General features: G+C 70.2%; 19 protein-coding genes and 2 rRNA genes (1 of these 21 running past the window's edge). 6 read left to right on the forward strand and 15 right to left on the reverse strand.

Annotation, left to right across the window (positions count from 1 at the left end; translation table 11 throughout):
• Positions 1-42: 42 nt before the first annotated feature.
• Entirely contained in the window at positions 43-750 is a 708-nt protein-coding gene (locus tag J7W19_RS14660; protein WP_040889410.1) for a DUF3558 domain-containing protein, read from the forward strand.
• Positions 751-810: 60 nt separating this feature from the next.
• Here the strand turns inward: J7W19_RS14660 and lysS are convergent, their stop codons facing one another.
• Positions 811-2,544, reverse strand: coding sequence for a lysine--tRNA ligase (gene lysS, locus J7W19_RS14665; protein ID WP_004943590.1), 1,734 nt, complete (start codon positions 2,542-2,544; stop codon positions 811-813).
• A gap of 195 nt (positions 2,545-2,739) precedes the next feature.
• Between lysS and argS the strand changes: the two genes are divergently transcribed.
• Complete coding sequence (gene argS, locus J7W19_RS14670) at positions 2,740-4,503, forward strand: arginine--tRNA ligase (protein WP_004943587.1); 1,764 nt, start codon at positions 2,740-2,742, stop codon at positions 4,501-4,503.
• A 4-nt stretch (positions 4,504-4,507) separates the two neighbouring features.
• Here the strand turns inward: argS and J7W19_RS14675 are convergent, their stop codons facing one another.
• From J7W19_RS14675 to J7W19_RS14700, 6 genes are all read right to left on the reverse strand, one after another.
• Complete coding sequence (locus J7W19_RS14675) at positions 4,508-4,945, reverse strand: ATP-binding protein (protein ID WP_004943582.1); 438 nt, start codon at positions 4,943-4,945, stop codon at positions 4,508-4,510.
• A gap of 270 nt (positions 4,946-5,215) precedes the next feature.
• On the reverse strand, positions 5,216-6,211 hold the full coding sequence (gene hemB, locus J7W19_RS14680; RefSeq protein ID WP_004943579.1) for a porphobilinogen synthase: 996 nt from the start codon (positions 6,209-6,211) through the stop codon (positions 5,216-5,218).
• Positions 6,208-7,857, reverse strand: coding sequence for a bifunctional uroporphyrinogen-III C-methyltransferase/uroporphyrinogen-III synthase (locus J7W19_RS14685; RefSeq protein ID WP_004943574.1), 1,650 nt, complete (start codon positions 7,855-7,857; stop codon positions 6,208-6,210). The genes hemB and J7W19_RS14685 overlap by 4 nt, the downstream gene beginning before the upstream one ends.
• Positions 7,854-8,816 (reverse strand): hydroxymethylbilane synthase, encoded by a 963-nt coding sequence (gene hemC, locus J7W19_RS14690; RefSeq protein WP_004943570.1) that lies wholly within the window; start codon positions 8,814-8,816, stop codon positions 7,854-7,856. The genes J7W19_RS14685 and hemC overlap by 4 nt, the downstream gene beginning before the upstream one ends.
• A complete protein-coding gene (locus tag J7W19_RS14695) occupies positions 8,813-10,198 on the reverse strand; it encodes a glutamyl-tRNA reductase (RefSeq protein ID WP_004943567.1) in 1,386 nt (461 codons plus the stop codon). Before J7W19_RS14695 ends, hemC begins: the two co-directional genes overlap by 4 nt.
• Positions 10,195-10,980 carry a redox-sensing transcriptional repressor Rex gene (locus J7W19_RS14700; RefSeq protein ID WP_004943564.1) on the reverse strand — a complete coding sequence of 262 codons (786 nt, stop codon included), beginning with the start codon at positions 10,978-10,980 and terminating at the stop codon, positions 10,195-10,197. The genes J7W19_RS14695 and J7W19_RS14700 overlap by 4 nt, the downstream gene beginning before the upstream one ends.
• 392 nt (positions 10,981-11,372) lie before the next feature.
• On the opposite strand from J7W19_RS14700, the gene J7W19_RS14705 reads away from it, so the two are divergent.
• From J7W19_RS14705 to J7W19_RS14720, 4 genes are all read left to right on the forward strand, one after another.
• A complete protein-coding gene (locus tag J7W19_RS14705; RefSeq protein ID WP_004943561.1) occupies positions 11,373-11,642 on the forward strand; it encodes a glutaredoxin family protein in 270 nt (89 codons plus the stop codon).
• Between the two features lie 183 nt (positions 11,643-11,825).
• A complete protein-coding gene (locus J7W19_RS14710) occupies positions 11,826-12,800 on the forward strand; it encodes an HAD family hydrolase (RefSeq protein WP_040889431.1) in 975 nt (324 codons plus the stop codon).
• Between the two features lie 504 nt (positions 12,801-13,304).
• Positions 13,305-14,117, forward strand: coding sequence for an ECF subfamily RNA polymerase sigma factor, BldN family (locus tag J7W19_RS14715; RefSeq protein ID WP_004943555.1), 813 nt, complete (start codon positions 13,305-13,307; stop codon positions 14,115-14,117).
• Between the two features lie 234 nt (positions 14,118-14,351).
• Positions 14,352-15,584, forward strand: coding sequence for a DUF5667 domain-containing protein (locus J7W19_RS14720; protein WP_004943552.1), 1,233 nt, complete (start codon positions 14,352-14,354; stop codon positions 15,582-15,584).
• Positions 15,585-15,682: 98 nt separating this feature from the next.
• Here J7W19_RS14720 and J7W19_RS14725 read toward each other — a convergent pair whose 3' ends face one another.
• From J7W19_RS14725 to J7W19_RS14760, 8 genes are all read right to left on the reverse strand, one after another.
• On the reverse strand, positions 15,683-16,720 hold the full coding sequence (locus J7W19_RS14725) for a lysophospholipid acyltransferase family protein (RefSeq protein WP_004943549.1): 1,038 nt from the start codon (positions 16,718-16,720) through the stop codon (positions 15,683-15,685).
• A 14-nt stretch (positions 16,721-16,734) separates the two neighbouring features.
• Entirely contained in the window at positions 16,735-17,793 is a 1,059-nt protein-coding gene (locus J7W19_RS14730) for an NAD-dependent epimerase/dehydratase family protein (protein WP_040889429.1), read from the reverse strand.
• A gap of 421 nt (positions 17,794-18,214) precedes the next feature.
• Positions 18,215-18,313 carry a 30S ribosomal protein bS22 gene (locus J7W19_RS14735; RefSeq protein ID WP_003948845.1) on the reverse strand — a complete coding sequence of 33 codons (99 nt, stop codon included), beginning with the start codon at positions 18,311-18,313 and terminating at the stop codon, positions 18,215-18,217.
• A 110-nt stretch (positions 18,314-18,423) separates the two neighbouring features.
• On the reverse strand, positions 18,424-18,633 hold the full coding sequence (locus J7W19_RS14740; RefSeq protein WP_154080489.1) for a helix-turn-helix domain-containing protein: 210 nt from the start codon (positions 18,631-18,633) through the stop codon (positions 18,424-18,426).
• 128 nt (positions 18,634-18,761) lie between these two features.
• Positions 18,762-19,568, reverse strand: coding sequence for a phosphatase (locus tag J7W19_RS14745; protein WP_040889405.1), 807 nt, complete (start codon positions 19,566-19,568; stop codon positions 18,762-18,764).
• Between the two features lie 205 nt (positions 19,569-19,773).
• Entirely contained in the window at positions 19,774-20,946 is a 1,173-nt protein-coding gene (locus J7W19_RS14750) for an acetoin utilization protein AcuC (RefSeq protein WP_004943538.1), read from the reverse strand.
• Positions 20,947-21,034: 88 nt separating this feature from the next.
• A 5S ribosomal RNA gene (rrf, locus tag J7W19_RS14755) occupies positions 21,035-21,151 on the reverse strand.
• Positions 21,152-21,227: 76 nt separating this feature from the next.
• Positions 21,228-23,875: ribosomal RNA gene (locus tag J7W19_RS14760) — 23S ribosomal RNA — on the reverse strand (it continues 476 nt past the right edge of the window).

The raw sequence follows: 23,875 nt of genomic DNA on the forward strand, positions 1-23,875 counted from the left end.
CAGTAGCCCTGTCCGGCCCCGCACCGATTGAGCGAAGGACCCATGCACCGACCAACAGCTCCGCGACTCGCCCGACTCCTCGCCTGCGCCGCAGTACCGGTGATGCTCGTCGCCGGCTGCTCGGACTCGGACGGCGGGAAGAAGAGCTCCTCCTCGAACTCCGCCACGCCCTCGGCCTCCGCCCCGGCCAAGTCCAGCGCCACGCCGCCGGCCACCGCCGGCAAGTACGCCAAGGTCCCCGACCTGTGCAAGGCCATCTCGGCCAAGACGGTCGAGAAGCTGGTGCCGAAGGCGAAGGACAAGAACGGGCAGCAGCTCACCGGCAGCTGCTTCTGGAACGGCCTGGACAGCGAGGACACCGACAACCAGCAGTTCCGGTCGGTGAACCTGCACATGATGGCCCTGAGCGGCGACCCGAACCAGAGCTCCGCGGACCGGCGCGCCCAGATCTACGCGGACGGCCAGGTCAAGAAGGCCACCACCGAGGACGACCCCAAGGACGTCAAGACCACCAAGACCTCGGGCATCGGTGACTGGGCGACGACGGTGACGACGACGACCAAGAAGCAGGACGTCGAGTTCTCCAACGTCACGGTGGTCGCCCGGACGGCGAACGTGGTGGTGGCGCTGAAGTACAGCGGCGCGGGCTACGAGGGCGCGAAGAGCCCGAGCGCGGCCGACCTCACCAAGGACGCGCAGGCCGCGGCGAAGGAGGCGGTGGCCTCGGTGCCCGCCGCCAACAAGAAGTAGCGGAAGTACGCGGAAGGGCCCGCTTCCCCTCGGGGAGGCGGGCCCTTCCGCGTACGCGCGTCAGACGGCGAGCAGCTTGCGCACCCGGTCCGCGCCGACGGCGAGGAGCAGGGTGGGCAGCCGCGGCCCGGTGTCCCGGCCGACGAGGAGCTGGTAGAGCAGCGCGAAGAAGGAGCGCTGGGCGACCTTCAGCTCGGGGGTGGGCTTGGCGTCCGGCTCCAGGCCCGCCTGGATCTTGGGCACGCCGTAGACCAGGGTGGTGAGCCCGTCGAGCGACCAGTGCTCGTCCAGCCCGGCGAGGAGCAGCCGCAGCGATTCGCGGCTCTGCTCGTCGAGGGCGGCGAGGGTCTCGGTGTCGGGTTCGTCGCGGACGATGGTCCGCTGGTCGGCCGGGACCTGGGTGTTGATCCAGTACTCGGCGCGGTCCAGCCGGGGCCGGGTCTCGTCGAGCGAGGTGACCGGGTTCTCCGGGTCGAGGTCGCTGAGGATGCGCAGCGTCTGCTCGTCGTGGCCGGCGGTGATGTCGACGACCGAGGCGAGCGTGCGGTACGGCAGCGGGCGCGGGGTGCGGGGCAGCTCGCCGGCGGCGGTGCGGGCGGCGCGGCTGTACGCGGCGGCGTCGGCGGGCAGCACCGAGCCGTCGGCGACCTTGGCCTCCAGCTTGTCCCACTCGTCGTAGAGCCGCTGGATCTCCTGGTCGAAGGCGATCTTGAAGGACTGGTTGGGCTTGCGGCGGGCGTAGAGCCAGCGCAGCAGCGGCGCCTCCATGATCTTCAGCGCGTCGCCGGGGGTCGGGACGCCGCCCTTCGACGACGACATCTTGGCCATGCCGCTGATGCCGACGAAGGCGTACATCGGGCCGATCGGCTGCTCGCCGCCGAAGACCTTGCGGACGATCTGGCCGCCGACGACGAAGGAGGAGCCGGGCGAGGAGTGGTCGACGCCGGAGGGCTCGAAGATCACGCCCTCGTAGGCCCAGCGCATCGGCCAGTCGACCTTCCAGACCAGCTTGCCGCGGTTGAACTCGCTGAGCAGGACGGTCTCGGAGTGGCCGCAGACGCAGGTGTAGGCCAGCTCGGTGGTCTCGTCGTCGTACGCGGTGACCGTGGTGAGGTCGCGCTCGCAGGCGCCGCAGTACGGCTTGTACGGGAAGTAGCCCGCGCCGCCGCCGCTGCCGTCGTCCTCGCTCGCCGCGCCGGAGCCCTCGGCGGCCTCCAGCTCGGCCTCCTCGACCTTCTTCTGCTGCTGCTTCGGCTTGCCGGTCGCCTTGTCCTTCGTCCGGTACTGGTCGAGGATCGCGTCGATGTCGGCCCGGTGCTTCATCGCGTGCAGGATCTGCTCGCGGTAGACGCCGGAGGTGTACTGCTCGGTCTGGCTGATCGGGTCGTACTCGACGCCCAGCTCGGCCAGGGACTCGACCATGGCGGCCTTGAAGTGCTCGGCCCAGTTCGGGTACGCCGAGCCGGCGGGGGCCGGGACCGAGGTCAGCGGCTTGCCGATGTGCTCGGCCCAGGACTCGTCGATGCCGGGGACGCCGGCCGGGACCTTGCGGTAGCGGTCGTAGTCGTCCCAGGACAGCACGTGGCGGACCTGGTGGCCGCGGCGCCGGATCTCGTCGGCGACCAGGTGCGGGGTCATGACCTCGCGCAGGTTGCCCAGGTGGATCGGGCCGGAGGGGCTGAGGCCGGACGCGACGACGATGGGTTTGCCGGGCGCGCGGCGCTCGCCTTCGGCGATGACCTCGTCGGCGAAACGGGAGACCCAGTCGGCCTCGGTGCTCTGAGCCTGAGCCACGGCACTTCCTTCCTTACGGTCTGGCATGACCATTGTCCCAGACGGCGGCGGGGGGCCGCCGGTTGCCCGGGGAGGCGGGAAAAAGCGCGCGGGGCCTGTGATATCGGCATGGGATACTCGGTGCGACGGCGCCGTTCTGCCTGCATACGTCGCCCTCAGCACGCACGCCTCCTACAAGGAATGGGCCCGCTTCCCATGGCTTTGGTTCCCTCCCTCGCTTCCACGCTCGACCGGCGCATCGCGGACGCGCTCTCGGCGGCCCTGCCGGAGGCCGGTTCCGCCGACCCGCTGCTGCGACGGAGCGACCGGGCGGACTTCCAGGCCAACGGGATGCTGGCGCTGGCGAAGAAGCTCAAGGGGAACCCGCGCGAGCTGGCGGGCAAGGTCGTCGAGAACCTGCCGGCGGACGAGCTGATCGCGGACGTCGAGGTGTCCGGCCCGGGCTTCCTCAACGTCACCCTCACCGACGGCGCGATCCTCAGGACCCTCGCCGCCCGGTACGCGGACGACCGGCTGGGCGTGCCCTTCAAGGAGCACCCCGGCACCACGGTCATCGACTGGGCGCAGCCGAACGTGGCGAAGGAGATGCACGTCGGCCACCTGCGGAACTCGGTGATCGGCAACTCGGTCGTCAGGATCCTGGAGTTCGTCGGCGAGAAGGTCGTCAGCCGCCACCACATCGGCGACTGGGGCACCCAGTTCGGCATGCTCATCCAGTACCTGATCGAGCACCCGCACGAGCTGGACCACAAGGGCGAGGTCTCCGGCGAGGAGGCGATGTCCAACCTCAACCGGCTCTACAAGGCGTCCCGCGCCCTCTTCGACTCCGACGACGCGTTCAAGGCCCGCGCCCGGCGCCGGGTGGTGGACCTCCAGGCGGGCGACGAGGAGACCCTCGCGCTCTGGCAGCGCTTCGTCGACGAGTCGAAGATCTACTTCTACTCGGTCTTCGACAAGCTGGACGTGGAGATCCGCGACGAGGACATCGTCGGCGAGTCGGGCTACAACGACATGCTCGCGGAGACCTGCCGGCTCCTGGAGGAGTCCGGTGTCGCGGTCCGCTCGGAGGGCGCGCTGTGCGTCTTCTTCGACGACGTGAAGGGCCCGGAGGGCAAGCCGGTCCCGCTGATCGTGCAGAAGTCCGACGGCGGCTTCGGCTACGCGGCGACGGACCTGTCGGCGGTCCGCGACCGGGTGTTCAACCTGAAGGCCGACACCCTGCTGTACGTGGTGGACAGCCGCCAGTCGCTGCACTTCAAGATGGTCTTCGAGACGGCCCGCCGGGCGGGCTGGCTGGCCGACGACACCAAGGCCGTGATGCTCGGCTTCGGCACGGTCCTCGGCAAGGACGGCAAGCCGTTCAAGACCCGTGAGGGCGAGACCGTCCGGCTGGTGGACCTGCTGGACGAGGCGATCGACCGGGCCACGGCCGTCGTGCGCGACAAGGCCGAGAAGGTCGGCCTGAGCGAGCGGGAGATCGTGGAGAACGGCCGGCACGTGGGCATCGGCGCGGTGAAGTACGCCGACCTGTCCACCTCGGTCTCCCGCGACTACAAGTTCGACCTGGACCAGATGGTGTCGCTGAACGGCGACACCTCCGTGTACCTCCAGTACGCCTACGCGCGGATCCGCTCGATCCTCCGCCGGGCGGGCGAGGTCGCGCCGGCCGCCCACCCGGAGCTGCCGCTGGCCCCGGCCGAGCGGGCGCTGGGCCTGCACCTGGACCAGTTCGGCGAGGTCGTCACGGAGGTCGCCGCGTCGTACGAGCCGCACAAGCTGGCCGGGTACCTGTACCAGCTGGCCTCGCTGCTGACGACGTTCTACGACCAGTGCCAGGTGCTCTCCGACGAGAACGCGCGGGAGGTCGTGGAGAACCGCCTGTTCCTCGTCGACCTGACCGCCCGCACGCTGCGGCAGGGCATGGCGCTGCTGGGCATCCACACGCCCGAGCGCCTCTGACGCCTCAGCCGGCCGGGGCCGCCGGCGCTCCCAGCTCGAACCAGATCAACTTCCCCACCAGCCCCTGGGGTTGATCCCGGAGCGCGAACCCGCCCCAGCTGTCGGCACACCGCTGCACGAGGCCGAGCCCCCGCCCCTGCTCGGCCTCGTCGGCGACCGGGGCCACGTCCAGCGCGGGCATCCGCGGATTGGTGTCCCACACGGCGACCCGCACCCGGTCCCCGTCCCGCCGCACCCGCACGGACGCGGGCCCGTCCGAGTACCGGTAGGCGTTGGTCACCAGCTCGGACGTCAACAGCTCGGCCGTGTCCGCGAGTTCGAGGAACCCGTGCTCCTCGAAGATGGTGCGGAGGGTGCGCCGGGCGATGCACGGTGCCATGGGGTCGGAGGGGACCTGGAGCGTGTATTCCCAGTCGTCGGCGAGATCCGGCTCATGACTCATGCACGCCTCCACAGAGTGAGCGATCTGACACGCAGAGTAGTCATGTTCGGTTTGCGGACGCCAGGGGTGACCGGTTTCGGGGAGAGACGACCTATGTGGGTGACACGGGGGGTTTGAAACGGTGGGTGTGCCCCGGTCCCGCCCCTTCGCCGATTCCTGGGGGCAAGCCCCCAGACCCCCCTTTCGCGGCTACGCGCGGTTTCGGGGGCGCGGGGGCGCAGCCCCCGCAAGAAACGGTGAAAGGGCGGGACAGGGGCAACCCCCAAGGCGTCAGCCCAACTGCCGCGCAACCTCCGTCGCCCAATACGTAAGGATCATGTTCGCGCCGGCCCGCTTGATCCCCGTAAGGGTCTCCAGAATGGCCCGCTCCCGATCGATCCACCCGTTCGCGGCCGCCGCCTCGACCATCGCGTACTCACCGGAGATCTGGTAAGCCGCGACAGGCACGTCCACCGCCTCCGCGACCTTCGCGAGCACGTCGAGATAGGGCAGAGCCGGCTTGACCATCACCATGTCCGCCCCCTCCTCCAGGTCGAGCGCGAGCTCGCGCATCGACTCCCGAAGGTTGGCCGGGTCCTGCTGGTACGTCTTCCGGTCGCCCTGCAAGGACGACCCGACGGCCTCCCGGAACGGCCCGTAGAACGCGGACGCGTACTTGGCGGTGTAGGCCAGGACGGAGACGTCCTCGTGCCCGGTCTGGTCGAGGGCGTCCCGGATGACCCCGACCTGACCGTCCATCATCCCGCTGGGGCCCACCACGTGCACGCCCGCATCGGCCTGCACCTGCGCCATCTCGGCGTACCGCTCGAGAGTGGCGTCGTTGTCGACCCGCCCCTCCGCGTCGAGCACACCGCAGTGCCCGTGATCGGTGAACTCGTCCAGGCACAGGTCGGACATGATGACGAGCTCGTCGCCGACCTCGGCCTTCACGTCCCGGATGGCGACCTGGAGGATGCCGTCCGGATCCGTGCCCGCCGTCCCGAGGGCGTCCTTCTTCGCCTCCTCGGGCACACCGAAGAGCATGATCCCGGAGACGCCCGCGGCCACCGCCTCGACGGCGGCCTTCCGCAGCGTGTCACGGCTGTGCTGCACGACCCCGGGCATGGCCGAGATCGGCACCGGCTCGCTGACCCCCTCCCGCACGAAGGCGGGGAGGATCAGGTCGGACGGGTGCAGCCGGTGCTCCGCGACCATCCGGCGCATGGCCGGGGTGGTGCGGAGCCGTCGGGGCCGGGCCCCCGGGAACGTGCCGTACGTGGTGCTCAACTCCGTGCCCTTCTACGCGATCCGGGCCGCCGCTCGCTCGGGCGCGTGACCGGGTCACCGGCCTCGATCGCGGCGTCGCGCCGCGCGGCCCCGAACTCCGCGAGCGCCTCGGCGAGCTTGTGCACCGAGGGCTCGGGCGACAGCACGTCCACCCGCAGGCCGTGTTCCTCCGCGGTCTTCGCGGTGGCCGGGCCGATACAGGCGATGACGGTGACGTTGTGCGGCTTGCCGGCGATGCCGACCAGGTTCCGCACGGTGGACGACGAGGTGAAGAGCACGGCGTCGAAGCCGCCGCCCTTGATCGCCTCGCGGGTCTCGGCCGGCGGCGGCGAGGCGCGCACCGTCCGGTAGGCGGTGACGTCGTCCACCTCCCAGCCCAGCTCGATCAGGCCGGCCACCAGGGTCTCGGTGGCGATGTCGGCGCGCGGCAGGAAGACGCGGTCGATCGGGTCGAAGACCGGGTCGTAGGGCGGCCAGTCCTCCAGCAGCCCGGCGGCCGACTGCTCGCCGCTCGGCACCAGGTCCGGCTTGACGCCGAACTCGATCAGCGACTTGGCGGTCTGCTCGCCGACGGCCGCGACCTTGATGCCGGCGAAGGCCCGCGCGTCGAGCCCGTACTCCTCGAACTTCTCGCGGACGGCCTTGACGGCGTTGACCGACGTGAAGGCGATCCACTCGTAGCGGCCGGTGACCAGGCCCTTGACCGCGCGCTCCATCTGCTGCGGGGTGCGCGGCGGTTCGACGGCGATGGTCGGCACCTCGTGCGGCACGGCGCCGTACGAGCGGAGCTGGTCGGAGAGCGACGCGGCCTGCTCCTTGGTGCGCGGCACCAGGACGTTCCAGCCGAACAGCGGCTTGGACTCGAACCAGGACAGCGGCTCGCGGTGGTCGGCCGCGCTGCGCTCGCCGACCACGGCTATCACCGGCTGCCCGCCGTCGGGCGACGGCAGCACCTTCGCCGCCTTGAGCACCTGGGCGACGCTGCCCAGGGTGGCCGTCCAGGTGCGCTGGCGGGTGGTGGTGCCGGCGACGGTGACGCTCAGCGGGGTGTCCGGCTTGCGGCCGGCCGCGACCAGTTCCCCGGCGGCGGCGGTGACCGAGTCGAGGGTGGTCGTCACCACGACCGTGGCCTGGCTCGCGCCCACCTCGGACCAGCAGGTCTCGGAGGCGGTCCGGGCGTCGACGAACCGCACGTCCCCGCCCTTGGGGTCGCGCAGCGGCACCCCCGCGTAGGCGGGTACGCCGACGGCGGTGGCGATGCCGGGGACCACCTCGAAGGTGATGCCCTCGGCGGCGCAGGCGAGCATCTCGTCGGCGGCGTTCCCGTCGAGGCCGGGGTCGCCGAGGACCGCACGGACGACCCGCTTGCCGCCGCGCGCGGCCGTCATGACAAGATTGGCCGTGTCCCTGAGGACAGGGACGCCGACGGCCTTTGACGCCTCGTCAGGGACCGGCTGCGCCGGCATGTCCACATGTGCGCGCGCATGCGCGCGCACCACCTCCAGCACCTGTGGGTCGGCGATCAGGACGTCCGCGGACGCCAGCGCCTCGACGGCGCGGAGCGTCAGCAGTCCCGGATCGCCGGGGCCCGCACCGAGGAAGGTGACGTGCCCGTGCGCGGGGTGGTTCGGGGCGGTGGGGTTCAATGTGCTCGCTCCCCCATAAGACCGGCCGCACCCTTGTCCAGCATCTCGGCCGCGAGTTCGCGACCGAGGGCCAGGGCGTCGTGGTGCGACGCGGGAACGGGACCGGTGGTGGACAGCTGCACCAGCGTCGAGCCGTCGGTGGTGCCGACGACGCCGCGCAGGCGCATTTCGGGTACGTCCTGCTCGTCTCCCAGGAAGTCGGCCAGCGCACCCACGGGTGCGGAGCAGCCGGCCTCCAGGGCGGCGAGCAGGGAACGCTCGGCGGTCACGGCGGCCCGGGTGTGCGGGTCGTCGAGCTCGGCGAGCACGGCGGCGAGCGGCGCGGCGGACGCGGCGCACTCGATCGCCAGGGCCCCCTGGCCGGGGGCGGGCAAAACGGTGTCGGGCGACAGGAACTCGGTCGCCACGTCGATCCGGCCGAGCCGGGTCAGCCCGGCGGCGGCCAGGACGACCGCGTCGAGCTCCCCGTCGGTGACGAAGCCGAGCCGGGTGTCGACGTTGCCGCGGACCGGAACGGTCTCGACCTCCTTGCCGAGCGTCCTGGCCCAGGCGTTGAGCTGGGCCATGCGGCGCGGCGAGCCGGTGCCGATCCGGGCGCCGGCCGGGAGCTCCTCGAAGGTCAGGCCGTCGCGGGCGATCAGCACGTCGCGCGGGTCCTCGCGGCGCGGGACGGCGGCCAGGACGAGGTCGTCGGGCTGCGCGGTCGGCAGGTCCTTGAGCGAGTGCACGGCGAAGTCGACCTCGCCCGCGAGCAGCGCGTCGCGCAGCGCGGAGACGAACACCCCGGTGCCGCCGATCTGCGCCAGGTGCTCGCGCGAGACGTCGCCGTAGGTGGTGATCTCCACCAGCTCGACCGGGCGGCCGGTCAGCCGGCGCACCGCCTCGGCGACCTGGCCCGACTGCGCCATGGCCAGCTTGCTGCGCCGGGTGCCCAGGCGCAGCGGGGTTGTGCCGTTCATGCCGACTCCCGTGCGTTGTTCTTGGTGTCGTGCCGCGCGTCGGCCCGGCTGACGGCGGCGACCGCCTGCGGGTCGAGGTCGAAGAGCTCCCGCAGGGCGTCGGCGTAGCCGGCGCCGCCGGGGGTCGAGGCGAGTTCCTTGACGCGCACGGTGGGTGCGTGGAGGAGCTTGTCGACGACGCGGCGGACGGTCTGGGTGATCTCGGCGCGCTGCTTGTCGTCCAGCCCGGGCAGCCGCCCGTCGAGCCGGGCGATCTCGCCGGCGACCACGTCCGCGGCCATGGTGCGCAGGGCGACCACGGTGGGCGTGATGTGGGCGGCGCGCTGGGCGGCGCCGAAGGCGGCGACCTCGTCGGAGACGATGGTCCGCACCCGGTCCACGTCGGCGGCCATCGGCGCGTCGGCCGAGGCCTCGGCGAGCGCCTCGATGTCGACGAACCGCACGCCGTCGATCCCGTGCGCGGCGGCGTCGATGTCGCGCGGCATGGCGAGGTCGAGCAGGGCGAGGCGGGTGCAGTCGGCGTCGACGGCGCAGCCGGGCCGGCCGGCGAGCGCGGTGGCGACCGCGTCGGCGGTGAGGACGAGTCCGGTGGCGCCGGTGCAGGAGACGACGATGTCGGCGAGCGCGAGCTCCTCGGGCAGGACGCTCATCTCCACCGCGCTGGCGGTGACCTTCCCGGGGGCGCCGGGCTCGGTGAGGATCTCCACCAGCCGCCGGGCCCGCTCCAGCGTCCGGTTGGCGACGGCCACGTGGGCCACGCCGGCGCGGGCGAGGGTGGCGGCGGCGAGGGAGGACATCGAGCCGGCGCCGATGACCAGGGCGCGCTTGCCCGCGACCCACTCCTCGACGGAGGGGCCGTCGCGGAGCTGCTCCAGGCCGAAGGTGACCAGCGACTGCCCGGCCCGGTCGATGCCGGTCTCGCTGTGGGCGCGCTTGCCGACCCGCAGGGCCTGCTGGAACAGGTCGTTCAGCAGCCGGCCGGCGGAGTGCAGCTCCTGGCCGAGGGCGAGGGCGTCCTTGATCTGGCCGAGGATCTGGCCCTCGCCGACGACCATCGAGTCCAGGCCGCAGGCCACCGAGAAGAGGTGATGGACGGCCCGGTCCTCGTAGTGGACGTAGAGGTGCGGGGTGAGCTCGTCCAGCGGGACGCCCGTGTGGCGGGCGAGCAGCGTGGACAGCTCGGCGACACCGGCGTGGAACTTGTCCACGTCGGCGTAGAGCTCGATCCGGTTGCAGGTGGCGAGCACGGCCGCCTCGGTGGCCGGCTCGGCCGCGAGGGTGTCGTGCACCAGCGCGGCACGGGCCGCGGGGGTCAGGGAGGCCCGCTCCAGCACGCTCACCGGTGAGCTGCGGTGGCTGAGACCCACGACGAGCAGACTCATGCCGGCATCACGGCGGGGACGTCCCCGTCCGGACCCTTCCTGCCGTCGCGGGCCGCGGCGGCGGCCGGACGGGCGCTTCCCGATCGCGAAGCGGTGGTCCGCGCACCCTGCCCCGGCTCCTCCCCGGCCTTGCGCTGCTCGTGGAACGCGAGGATCTGGAGCTCGATCGACAGGTCGACCTTGCGGACGTCGACGCCGTCCGGCACCGCGAGCACGGTCGGCGCGAAGTTGAGGATCGAGGTGACCCCGGCGGCCACCAGGCGGTCGCAGACCTGCTGGGCGGCGCCGGCCGGGGTGGCGATGACGCCGATGGAGACGCCGTTGTCGCTGATGATCGACTCGAGTTCGTCGGTGTGCCGCACGGGCAGCCCGGCCACCGGCTTGCCCGCCATCGCGGGGTCGGCGTCGATCAGGGCCGCGACGCGGAAGCCGCGGGAGGCGAAGCCGCCGTAGTTGGCGAGCGCCGCGCCGAGGTTGCCGATGCCGACGATGACGACCGGCCAGTCCTGGGTCAGGCCGAGCTCGCGGGAGATCTGGTAGACGAGGTACTCCACGTCGTAGCCCACGCCGCGGGTGCCGTACGAGCCGAGGTAGCTGAAGTCCTTGCGCAGCTTGGCGGAATTGACCCCCGCCGCCGTCGCGAGCTCCTCCGAGGAGACCGTAGGGACCGAGCGCTCGGAGAGCGCGGTCAACGCGCGCAGATACAGCGGAAGCCGGGCGACGGTGGCCTCGGGGATCCCTCGGCTTCGGGTCGCCGGTCGGTGAGTTCGGCCAGTTGCCACGGTGCTCCTGCGGGTAGAGCGGGGCTGCGGGCGGCGCCCTGTCCCAGGACCGCCCCGTCGTATGCAGGCTATGTCTTTGTGAACGCGTGCACAAAGATGGTGTCCGCTTTGTCCGTGCAAAGTGACAGGCGTCACGCGGTCTTTCGGCCCGTTCGGGGAACCATTGGCCGGGTCACGCCTACAACCACGCACGTCACGCCCGCACCAGGGGTCGGTCGACGGGGACACGGGCGCTCACTCCTCACCGCTATACCCCCGGACACCTACAAATCGCCCACGATGGTAGTCGACTCAGGCACCTATCCGCCCCGCCCGGAAACGGCCGCCCGCCCCTGATCACCAGGGCCCGTCCGGCCCTCTCCGCACCCCTCCGGCCCCGGCACAATGGCCACATGAGTCTGCTGCGCCGCCGCAAGAACCCCGCCGACCGAGTGGTCACCCTGGTAGGAAAGCCCGGCTGCCACCTCTGCGACGCCGCCGAGGCCGTGATCGCCGAGGTCTGCGGCGGCCTGGGCACCCGCTGGGAGAAGAAGGACATCACCCAGGACGAGGAGCTGCACCGCAAGTACTGGGAGCAGATCCCCGTCGTCCTGATCGACGGCGAGCAGCACGACTTCTGGCGCGTGAACCCGGACCGGCTCCGCAAGGCCCTCGGCGGCTGACCCGCCCGGCGCGGGCGGCGCCCGGGGGCCCGCGGAGGTTACCGACACGTATCGTTCATGTCAGGGCTCCTGCACCGCCCTGATCACTCCGAACAAACTGGCTATGCTCGCGGCATGGCCCACCCGTCGCCCGACCGCCGTCCCGGCAGGAGCCCCTTCGGGGCGCGCCTCGAATTCCGCTGGCTGTCCTGGCTCTCGTGGCTCTCGCCGCGCCGCTACGCCACCGCGCGCAGCGTCCGGGCGGGCGAGGCGGCGGCCGAGGCGGCCCGCAAGACGGTCCAGGAGCAGGAGGCCCGGGAGGCCGCGCCGGCCGCCGTCGAGGAGGCCCCCGCCCCGAGCGGCAAGAAGGCCGCGCGGGCCGCGGAACCGGAGTTCCCCGTCGCCGGCGACACCAAGGCGGCGGCCTTCTTCGACCTCGACAACACCGTGATGCAGGGCGCCGCCCTCTTCCACTTCGGCCGCGGCCTGTACAAGCGGCACTTCTTCCGCAAGCGCGAACTCGCCCGGTTCGCCTGGCAGCAGGCGTGGTTCCGGCTGGCGGGCAACGAGGACCCGGCGCACATCCAGGACGCGCGCGACAGCGCCCTGTCGATCGTCAAGGGCCACCGGGTCTCCGAGCTGATGTCCGTCGGCGAGGAGATCTACGACGAGTACATGGCCGAGCGCATCTGGCCCGGCACCCGCGCCCTCGCCCAGGCCCACCTGGACGCCGGCCAGAAGGTGTGGCTGGTCACCGCGGCCCCCATCGAGACCGCGACGATCATCGCCCGCCGGCTCGGCCTGACCGGCGCCCTGGGCACCGTCGCCGAGTCCGTCGGCGGCGTCTACACCGGCAAGCTCGTCGGCGAGATGCTGCACGGCCCGGCCAAGGCCGAGGCCGTCCGCGCCCTGGTCGCGGCCGAGGGCCTGGACCTCTCCCGGTGCGCCGCGTACAGCGACTCCGCCAACGACATCCCGATGCTCTCGCTGGTCGGCCACCCGTGCGCGGTCAACCCCGACGCGCGGCTGCGGCGCCACGCCCGGGAGCACGGCTGGCGGCTGCGCGACTACCGCACCGGCCGCAAGGCGGCCCGGATCGGCATCCCGGCCGCCGTCGGCCTGGGCGCCCTGGCCGGCGGCGCCGCCGCGGCCGCCGCCCTGCACCGCCGCCGCCGCTGACACCGGCGCGATGCCCGGGGACGGGCGCGCGTTCCGACGGCAAGTCCCGTTCGTCAGCAGGCCGCGTTCCGCCAACGAGCCGCGCCCCGACGAAAAATGCCGCGCCCCGGCCCGTCCACCCGCCATCACCGGATCGGGCGATCACCCAGGCGAGCCGCAGACGCCCCACTGGCCACTCTGCGTAACCGGCGTTCCCCCACAGGCAATCCGGTTGTCATACCCCCACTCGGCCCCCGACAGTCCTGCCGTGTCCGGATTGCCACAACACGCTGCCCAATCGGCCACACCCACAGCAAATACGGTCAACTTCCGCCGGGAGTTCGATATTTGAACGTGCAGCAATGGGTGGGAGTGCGAACGGAAACGACGATTTAAGCAACTCGGTGTAGTGCTGCCTGTACGAAGGGTTATTCTCCTCAAACGCAATCCGGTACCTCGCTTGTCCCTACGTCGAGTGAAAGCACCGGCACTGCACGTGATGGAAGCTCTGCCTCTGGGAGTCCCGTGTACCCACACGTCGGGGTTGACGCCTCGGGCCTGGCTACGCTGCGCGCAGCGGTCGTCGACCGCCTGCGCGGCTTCGTCCCCACCGCGTACGCCGTCCCCGCCCTCGCCACACCCGTCCCCGCGGTAGCCGTTGGCGCTGCCGGGCAAAGGAGCCCCTGCTACGCCCTCGCCGAGGCCGGCGCCGCCGTCGGCAGACGCGCCCGCCGCGGCACCGCGGCCGCCGGGGCCACCACCCCCACGCGCCGCCCCAGCGCCGACAGCGACAGCGCCCGCATGCTGGACCTCGTCGAGCGCGCCCAGGCCGGCGAGGCCGAGGCGTTCGGCCGCCTCTACGACCAGTACGCCGACACCGTCTACCGCTACATCTACTACCGCGTCGGCGGCCGGGCCACGGCCGAGGACCTGACCAGCGAGACGTTCCTGCGCGCCCTGCGCCGCATCGGCACTTTCACCTGGCAGGGCCGGGACTTCGGCGCCTGGCTGGTCACCATCGCCCGCAACCTCGTCGCGGACCACTTCAAGTCCTCCCGGTTCCGCCTGGAGGTGACCACCGGCGAGATGCTCGACGCCAACGAGGTCGAGCGCAGCCCCGAGGACTCCGTCCTCGAATCCCTTTCCAACGCCGCCCTGTTGGAGGCGGTGCGCAAGCTCAACCCCCAGCAGCAGGAGTGCGTCACCCTGCGCTTCCTCCAGGGCCTGTCGGTCGCCGAGACCGCCCGGGTGATGGGGAAGAACGAAGGCGCGATCAAGACCCTGCAGTACCGGGCCGTCCGCACCCTCGCGCGGCTCCTCCCCGACGACGCCCGCTGAGACGCCGCCGACCCCGGTGAGACGCCGCCGGGACCCGCCGGCCGGCCGCCCCGACGGCCCGCCCGCGACGGCGGCGCGTAACCCGACTGCCACGCCGCTCGTTGTGCGGGATGCAGACTTCCCGCTGTCGCGCCATGCCCGCACACACTCACTCGATCGAGTGGATGCACTCAAGGCGTGCAACCTCCAGGTGTCCGGGGGAGTCGATCGTCATGACGAGAGGAGGTGCCGCCTGTGATCGCGAACGTTTCGGCGCACCGGCGGGCGAACGCCTTCGCCCAAGCCCTGGAGGGGCAGGAACTCCAGGGCGAGGCGGCCGTACGGACCGGCCCACCGGCGGACGAGGCCGAACGGGAACGGCTGCTGAGCCTGGCGGGCGGCCTCGCCGCACTGCCCGCCCCGGAGCTCGATCCCGAGGTGCGGACCGTGCAGCGGGCGCAGCTGATCGCCGCCATGGAAGCCCAGTTCGCCGGCGGTACCGCGACCGTCCCGGAGCCCCGCAGGGCCTCTTCGGGGTCGGCCGGGGCCGCCGGGTCTTCGGGCCGGGGAGCCCACCGGGCCGGCCCGCTCGGCCGGCTCAAGCCGCGCTCCCGCTGGTCCAAGGGGCTCGCGGCCGGCGGCCTCACGGTGGGCGTGGCGGCCGGAGCCCTCGGCGGAGTCGCCGCCGCCAGCTCCAACGCCCTGCCGGGCGACACCCTTTACGGGCTCAAGCGCGGCATGGAGGACCTCAAGCTCGGCATGGCCGACAGCGACTCCGAGCGCGGCGACATCCTCCTCGACCAGGCGTCCACCCGCCTCCAGGAGGCCCGTCGGCTGATGGAGCGCGGCCGCTCCGGCCACCTCGACCACGAGTCGCTGAGCGAGATCCGCAAGACCCTCACCGGCATGCGGCAGGACGTCTCCGAGGGCCACCGCCTGCTGCGGGCCGCGTACCACCAGGACGGTTCGCTGGGGCCGCTGCGGCGCCTCTCGTCGTTCACCGCCTCGCACCGCGAGGGCTGGAGCCAGCTCCGCGACCGGCTGCCGCTCCAGCTCACCGACGTCCGGGACGACGTCAGCTCGGTCTTCAGGGCCATAGACGACGAGATCGAGCCGCTGCAGTCGCTGATCCACGACAAGGAGCGGCACGAGAACCACGGCCGGCACGCCGCCACGCCCCCGCGCACCGACCACCGGAGCACCCCGGGTCACAGCGACCCCGCACCCCGCACGTCGGCGAGCGGCGGCGACAAGCACCCGCCCCACCGCCCGGCGGCGCCCTCCCAGAGCGCCCAGGACGAGCAGGAAGGGCTGCTCGGCGGCACCGGCCTGCTCCACCCGGCCCCGAGCGCGGAGAGCTCCGGCCCGGCCGGCACCGCACCGCACGGCAAGGACGGCAAGCCGTCCAAGCAGCCGGACGTCACGCTCCCGCCGCTGCTCCCGGACATCATCCCGGGGCTCGGCATCCACGGCGAGGAGCAGAAGTAGCGGTCGGACAGGCCCGAGGTGAAGACGGTGGCCGGTGTTCCCGGAAGGGAACGCCGGCCACCGTTTTCGGGTCGGGAGAACCCCGTCAGAGGAACCCCTCAGAAGAACACCGAGCGCCGCTGCACCAGCAGCTTGTAGAGCGTGTGCTGGATCGTCTCCCGCACCTGGTCGGTCAGGTTGAACATCAGCATCGGGTCGTCCGCCGCCTCCGGCGGATAGCCGTCGGTGGGCACCGGCTCCCCGAACTGGATCGTCCACTTCGTCGGCAGCGGGACCGCGCCCAGCGGCCCGAGCCAGGGGAACGTCGGCGTCAGCGGGAAGTACGGCAGTCCCAGCAGCCGCGCCAGCGTCTTGGAGTTGCCGATCATCGGGTAGATCTCCTCGGCCCCGACGATCGAGCACGGCACGATCGGCGCCCCGGCCCGCAGCGCCGTCGACACGAAGCCGCCCCGGCCGAACCGCTGCAACCGGTACCGCTCCGAGAACGGCTTCCCGATCCCCTTGAAGCCCTCCGGCATCACCCCCACCACCTCGCCGCGCTCCAGCAGCCGCTGCGCGTCCTCGGCGCAGGCCAGGGTGTGGCCGAGCTTGCGGGAGATCTCGTTGACGACGGGCAGCTTGAAGACCAGGTCGGCGGCGAGCATCCGGACGTGCCGTGCCGCCGGGTGGTGGTCGTGCACGGCGACCTGGAGCATCAGCCCGTCGATCGGGAGCGTCCCGGAGTGATTGGCGACGACCAGCGCCGCGCCCTTCTCCGGGATGTTCTCGACGCCCCGCACCTCCACCCGGAAGTACTTCTCGGCGAACGGGCGCAGGGCGGAGAGCACGACCTGGTCGGTGAGCTCCTTGTCGAAGCCGAACTCGTCCACCTCGTAGTCGCCGGTGATCCGGCGGCGCAGGAAGTTCAGCCCGTGGGCGACCTTCCGCTCCCAGCCGTCCCCGGCCTCCCTGGCGGCCTCGGCCGCCTCGGCAGCCACGTCCGGCTCCTCCGGCTCCCCCGGCTCGTCGCGCGGCGGCGGGACGGGCGCGAGGGGCGCCGACGCCGTCCGCGGTGTCCGTCCGCCCGGGGCGCCGCGCCGCGACCGCCGCCGGGAGCGCGGCTCCTCGCCGAACGGGATGACCTTCGCGTCCGCCATGGTGCGTGCGCTCCTCACTTCAGGCCGCGGCCGGCAGGCACCGCGGCGGCGATCCGGTCGACGGTACGGGCGAGGGTGTGGGGCGGCAGCAGGCCGGTGCCGCGGCTCCGGGTGAAGTCGGCGAAGGCGCCCGCCGAGGTGTACCGGGGGTGGAAGCCGAGCGTCTCCCGCATCTGGGTGGTGTCCACCACCCGGCCGTGGGTGAGGAGCCGGATCTGCTCCGGGGAGAAGTCCAGCATCCCCAGGGCGCGCAGCGCGGAGCCGGCCCAGGTGACGCTGGGGAGGAAGAACGGCAGGGTGGGGCGTCCGAGGCGCCTGGCGGCCTGTGAGAGCAGGACGACGCCGTCGCCCGCGATGTTGAACGTCCCGCTGTTGAGCGTGCCCCTGGCGGGCTCCGAGGCGGCGATCCGCAGCACCTCGACCGCGTCGTCCTCGTGCACGAACTGCAGCCGGGGGTCGAAGCCGAAGACCGTGGGCAGTACGGGCAGCGAGAAGTACTCGGCGAGCGGCGAGTCGGCGCGGGGGCCGAGCAGGTTGGCGAAGCGCAGCACGCACACGGCCACGTCGGGCCGCCGGCGGGCGAAGCCCCGGACGTAGCCCTCGACCTCCACCGCGTCCTTCGCGAAGCCGCCGCCGGGCAGCGATTTGGGCGGCGTCGCCTCGGTGAAGACCGCGGGGTCGCGGGGCGCCGAGCCGTAGACACTCGTGGTGGACTTCACGACCAGCCGCCGCACGGAGGGGGTCTTCTGGCAGGCGCCCAGCAGCTGCATGGTGCCGATGACGTTGGTCTCCTTGACCGTGCTCCGGCTCCCCCGGCCGCTGCTCCGCGTACCGAGCGGGGTGCCGGTGACGTCCATGTGGACGACGGTGTCGACCGCGTACTCGGTCAGCACCCGGGCGATGGCGGGCTGCCGGATGTCGGCCCTGACGAACTCGGCCCCGCCCAGGCCGTGCTCGGGCGGCACCGCGTCCACGCCCACGACCCGTTCGACGCCGGGCTCCCGCAGGATCCGGCGGACGAACCGGCCGCCCAGCCGGCGTGCGACTCCGGTGACGAGCACCACCCTGCCCAAGGTCAGCGCCTTCCCTTCCGTGGGGACGTTCCCGAGGAGGATCCCAAGGGCGTTCCCGAGGACGTTCCGTGGGGCGCACCCCACCCGGTTCCGGGTGCCCTGTGGCGGCCACCGTAGCGGGTCGCCGTCGCGCTGTGACGTGCGCTCGTCGCGGGGAGCGACATTTCCGGCCGCGAGGACGGCCTCGGGGCCAGTCGCGGGAAGCGTGGCGAGGACGGACGCGAGACCCGGGACGGCCGCGAGGACGGCCGTACGCGACCGGGAGCACCCCGGCCGGCCCCGCGGGACCCGGGCGCCACCGCGGGCGCCGTACGCCTCACAGGAGGCTCGGCGCCTCCCCGGCCACCCGGGGCCGGACGCACCGCAGCCCTCCCACCGCCGAGGCGATGAGAGGGCTGCGGGACGAACACAGCGACGCTGCTTACTTCTTGTTGCGGCGCTGAACGCGAGTGCGCTTGAGCAGCTTGCGGTGCTTCTTCTTGGCCATCCGCTTGCGCCGCTTCTTGATAACAGAGCCCACGACTACCCTCGCTTACATCGATTCACTCGGTGCGGGGCGTCCGAGCCCACACGACCTACATCGGGCCAGCCTACCCGGCACCGGGCGAACAGCGTAATCCGAGGTCCTCGTCAGGCGGTTTCCACCCCCACAAATGACTCACGGAGGTACTCGTGCACCGCCTGCTCTGGGACCCGGAAGGACCTACCCACCCGGATCGCCGGCAGATGACCACTGTGCACCAAGCGGTACACGGTCATCTTGGACACGCGCATCACCGCGGCGACTTCCGCCACGGTCAGGAACACGACCTCGTTGAGAGGCCTTTCGCCAGCAGCCATGACACACCTGAACCTTCCGCACATGACGCGCACCGGCTTCCCCTCCGGTGACTCCTCGTCGCTGCGCGCTCACTCCCCAGATTAGGGGCGGGTGATGCGAGTGGGGAAGAGGAGCAGCCATCGGCCGCCTACCGTGACAGACACGCTCGATTGAGTACATAGCGAGTAAGCGGTCGGTAGTAATCAGACCGCACAGTGTCATCAAGCGGAACGGCCACGGACACCCTCCCCTCGGCCTCTCCGACGAAGACGGCGGGGTCGTCGGAATCCGCCAGTCCGATGGCCTCAAAGCCCAGTTGACCTGCCCCGCAGACCCACCCGTGGTCCCCGATGACCAGGGCCGGGAGAGGCCCGCCGGCATCCGCCGCGGCGGCCAGCGCGGTACGAAGCGGGAGGGGTGAATGCGTGTGTGCGCCCGGCTCGTTCGCGGTGGCGTGCGCGCCGGGTTCGCGCACCATCGCGACTCCCCGGACGTAGTCAAGGTTGTATGTGCGTACGCCAAACCGGGTCGTTATGTCGATACTTCGACCCTGCGCTGGGGTGAGGACAGCACATCCCGCCGCCGACAGACCTGCGGCCAACCCGGCGTAGAAACCCAGGAGCCGGTGGGGGTGACCGGTACCGATCAGCACCGGAGCGCCCCTCGCGGCGACCGTGCGGAGGCGTTCCGCGAACGCTCCCAGTGCCGCCAGCGTTCGATCCGGATCGATCACATCATGCCCGGAAGTCTGTTCAGGATCGGCTGAAACTCCACACCTTTGGCCCATCAGCCGTAACAAATCCTCGTAGTGCCAGTCACTTTCCGGCTCCAGCCCCATCAGCACCCGGGGGTCCCCGGCCACGAACCGCCGATAGCGGTCGAGGCTCCGCTCCCGGGTGGTGGCCACGACCCCGGCGAGGCCGGCGGCGAGCAGATGCGCGCGCAAGCGTTCCACGCACGGGTAACGGGGGTGGACGGGGACGGGGTACGGGGGTTGGGTGCGGGGGCGGGGCAGAGGGATGGAGGGCGGCTGCGGGCCGAGGCTGCCGAGGACGTCAGCCGCCCGGAGAAGGCGGCGCCCCGGCAGGCGGCGCCCCGGGAGGCGGCGCCCCGGGAGGCGGCGGCCTTGGGAAGGCAGTAGCCCCCGGGGAGGCAGGGGCTCAGGGGAGCAGGCCGTGGGCCGGGAAGACGGCCCGGCGGGTCGCCAGGATCGCCTGGTCCAGGCGGTCCGCGGGGTCGTATCCGGACGTCGCGAAGTCCCGCCATTCGGGCCGCAGTCCATCGGTCATCCGCTGCGGCCCCCACTGGCGGGTGCGCCGGTAGACCTCGTGCCGCCAGTCCTCGGGGACGGCCGTGCCGGGCTCCACGGGCCGGCCGGCGGCGATGGCGCAGAGGTGCGTCCAGGACCGCGGTACGACGTCGACGACCGCGTACCCGCCGCCGCCCAGGGCCACCCAGCGCCCGTCGGCGTGCTCGTGGGCGAGGGCGTGGCAGGACTCGGCGACGAGCCGCTGGGCGTCCAGGGACACCGTCAGATGCGCGAGGGGATCCTCGAAGTGCGTGTCGGCCCCGTGCTGGGTCACCAGCGCCTGCGGCCGGAAGGCGGCCAGCAGCTCGGGGACGACGGCGTGGAACGCCCGCAGCCATCCCGCGTCACCGGTCCCGGCCGGCAGCGCCACGTTGACGGCGCCGCCCTCGGCCTCCGGGGCGCCGGTCTCCGTCGGCCATCCGGTGCCGGGGAAGAGGGTGCGGGGGTGTTCGTGCAGCGAGATGGTGAGGACGCGCGGGTCCTCCCAGAAGGCGGCCTGGACGCCGTCCCCGTGGTGGACGTCCATGTCGATGTAGGCCACGCGGTCGGCGCCCAGTTCGAGGAGCCGGGCGACGGCGAGGGCGGCGTCGTTGTAGACGCAGAAGCCGGCCGCCGAGCCGGGCATCGCGTGGTGCAGCCCGCCGGCGAAGTTGACGGCGTGTGCGGCCTCGCCGCGCCACACGGCCTCCGCGGCGGCGACGGACTGGCCGGCGATCAGCGCGGAGGCGTCGTGCATGCCGACGAAGGCGGGGTCGTCGGGGGTCCCGAGCCCGTAGGAAGGATCGGCGGCCCGAGGGTCGGCCGAGGCCGCCCGGACGGCGTCGATGTAGTCCTGACGGTGCACCAGCCGCAACGTCGATTCCCCGGCCGGCCTGGCCCCCACCACCTGCATCGCCTTGTCGAGTCCGAACGCCTCGACGAGCCGCATGGTCAGGGCGAGGCGTACCGGGTCCATGGGGTGTCCCGGGCCGAAGTCGTAACCGGTGACCGCTTCATCCCACATCAGTTGTGCGCGACCGCTCATGACGGCCACGCTATCGGGAAACGCAAAAAAGCCGTAGGCCCCGGATCGATTCATCATCGATCCGGGGCCTACGGCTTTATCAAATTTAGTTCGGCGGCGTCCTACTCTCCCACACGGTCCCCCATGCAGTACCATCGGCGCTGAAAGGCTTAGCTTCCGGGTTCGGAATGTAACCGGGCGTTTCCCTAACGCTATGACCACCGAAACACTATGAAACATATCAACAACCGGCATATTGGTTGTTCGTGGTTTCAGAACCAACACAGTGGACGCGAGCAACTGAGGACAAGCCCTCGGCCTATTAGTACCAGTCAGCTCCAACCGTTACCGGTCTTCCACACCTGGCCTATCAACCCAGTCGTCTACTGGGAGCCTTACCCCATCAAGTGGGTGGGAGTCCTCATCTCGAAGCAGGCTTCCCGCTTAGATGCTTTCAGCGGTTATCCCTCCCGAACGTAGCCAACCAGCCATGCCCTTGGCAGAACAACTGGCACACCAGAGGTTCGTCCGTCCCGGTCCTCTCGTACTAGGGACAGCCCTTCTCAAGACTCCTACGCGCACAGCGGATAGGGACCGAACTGTCTCACGACGTTCTAAACCCAGCTCGCGTACCGCTTTAATGGGCGAACAGCCCAACCCTTGGGACCGACTCCAGCCCCAGGATGCGACGAGCCGACATCGAGGTGCCAAACCATCCCGTCGATATGGACTCTTGGGGAAGATCAGCCTGTTATCCCCGGGGTACCTTTTATCCGTTGAGCGACGGCGCTTCCACAAGCCACCGCCGGATCACTAGTCCCGACTTTCGTCCCTGCTCGACCCGTCGGTCTCACAGTCAAGCTCCCTTGTGCACTTACACTCAACACCTGATTGCCAACCAGGCTGAGGGAACCTTTGGGCGCCTCCGTTACCCTTTAGGAGGCAACCGCCCCAGTTAAACTACCCACCAGACACTGTCCCTGATCCGGATCACGGACCCAGGTTAGACATCCAGCACGACCAGAGTGGTATTTCAACGACGACTCCACACACACTGGCGTGCATGCTTCACAGTCTCCCACCTATCCTACACAAGCCGAACCGAACACCAATATCAAGCTATAGTAAAGGTCCCGGGGTCTTTCCGTCCTGCTGCGCGAAACGAGCATCTTTACTCGTAGTGCAATTTCACCGGGCCTATGGTTGAGACAGTCGAGAAGTCGTTACGCCATTCGTGCAGGTCGGAACTTACCCGACAAGGAATTTCGCTACCTTAGGATGGTTATAGTTACCACCGCCGTTTACTGGCGCTTAAGTTCTCAGCTTCGCCTGGACGAATCCAAGCTAACCGGTCCCCTTAACGTTCCAGCACCGGGCAGGCGTCAGTCCGTATACATCGCCTTACGGCTTCGCACGGACCTGTGTTTTTAGTAAACAGTCGCTTCTCGCTGGTCTCTGCGGCCACACCCAGCTCAAGGAGTAAATCCCATCACCGGACATGGCCCCCCTTCTCCCGAAGTTACGGGGGCATTTTGCCGAGTTCCTTAACCATAGTTCACCCGAACGCCTCGGTATTCTCTACCTGACCACCTGAGTCGGTTTAGGGTACGGGCCGCCATGAAACTCGCTAGAGGCTTTTCTCGACAGCATAGGATCATCCACTTCACCACAATCGGCTCGGCATCAGGTCTCAGCCTTAACGTGTGACGGATTTGCCTACCACACGGCCTACACCCTTACCCCGGGACAACCACCGCCCGGGCTGGACTACCTTCCTGCGTCACCCCATCGCTTACCTACTACAAGTCTGGATCGTCGGCTCCACCACTTTCCATTCCCCGAAGGGTCCGGAACGGCTTCACGGACTTAGCATCGCCTGATTCGATATTGGGCGTTTCAAAGCGGGTACCGGAATATCAACCGGTTGTCCATCGACTACGCCTGTCGGCCTCGCCTTAGGTCCCGACTTACCCTGGGCAGATCAGCTTGACCCAGGAACCCTTAGTCAATCGGCGCACACGTTTCCCACGTGTGTATCGCTACTCATGCCTGCATTCTCACTCGTGAACCGTCCACAACTCGCTTCCGCGGCTGCTTCACCCGGCACACGACGCTCCCCTACCCATCACAGTCCCCGTTAGAGGTATGTACTGCAATGACACGACTTCGGCGGTACGCTTGAGCCCCGCTACATTGTCGGCGCGGAATCACTTGACCAGTGAGCTATTACGCACTCTTTCAAGGGTGGCTGCTTCTAAGCCAACCTCCTGGTTGTCTCTGCGACTCCACATCCTTTCCCACTTAGCGTACGCTTAGGGGCCTTAGTCGATGCTCTGGGCTGTTTCCCTCTCGACCATGGAGCTTATCCCCCACAGTCTCACTGCCGCGCTCTCACTTACCGGCATTCGGAGTTTGGCTAAGGTCAGTAACCCGGTAGGGCCCATCGCCTATCCAGTGCTCTACCTCCGGCAAGAAACACACGACGCTGCACCTAAATGCATTTCGGGGAGAACCAGCTATCACGGAGTTTGATTGGCCTTTCACCCCTAACCACAGGTCATCCCCCAGGTTTTCAACCCTGGTGGGTTCGGTCCTCCACGAAGTCTTACCTCCGCTTCAACCTGCCCATGGCTAGATCACTCCGCTTCGGGTCTTGGGCGCGCTACTCAATCGCCCTATTCGGACTCGCTTTCGCTACGGCTTCCCCACACGGGTTAACCTCGCAACACACCGCAAACTCGCAGGCTCATTCTTCAAAAGGCACGCAGTCACGACACAAGAAGCAAGCTCCCTGTGCGACGCTCCCACGGCTTGTAGGCACACGGTTTCAGGTACTATTTCACTCCGCTCCCGCGGTACTTTTCACCATTCCCTCACGGTACTATCCGCTATCGGTCACCAGGGAATATTTAGGCTTAGCGGGTGGTCCCGCCAGATTCACACGGGATTT

The organism is Streptomyces mobaraensis NBRC 13819 = DSM 40847 (assembly GCF_017916255.1).
GTDB classification, from domain to species: Bacteria; Actinomycetota; Actinomycetes; order Streptomycetales; family Streptomycetaceae; genus Streptomyces; species Streptomyces mobaraensis.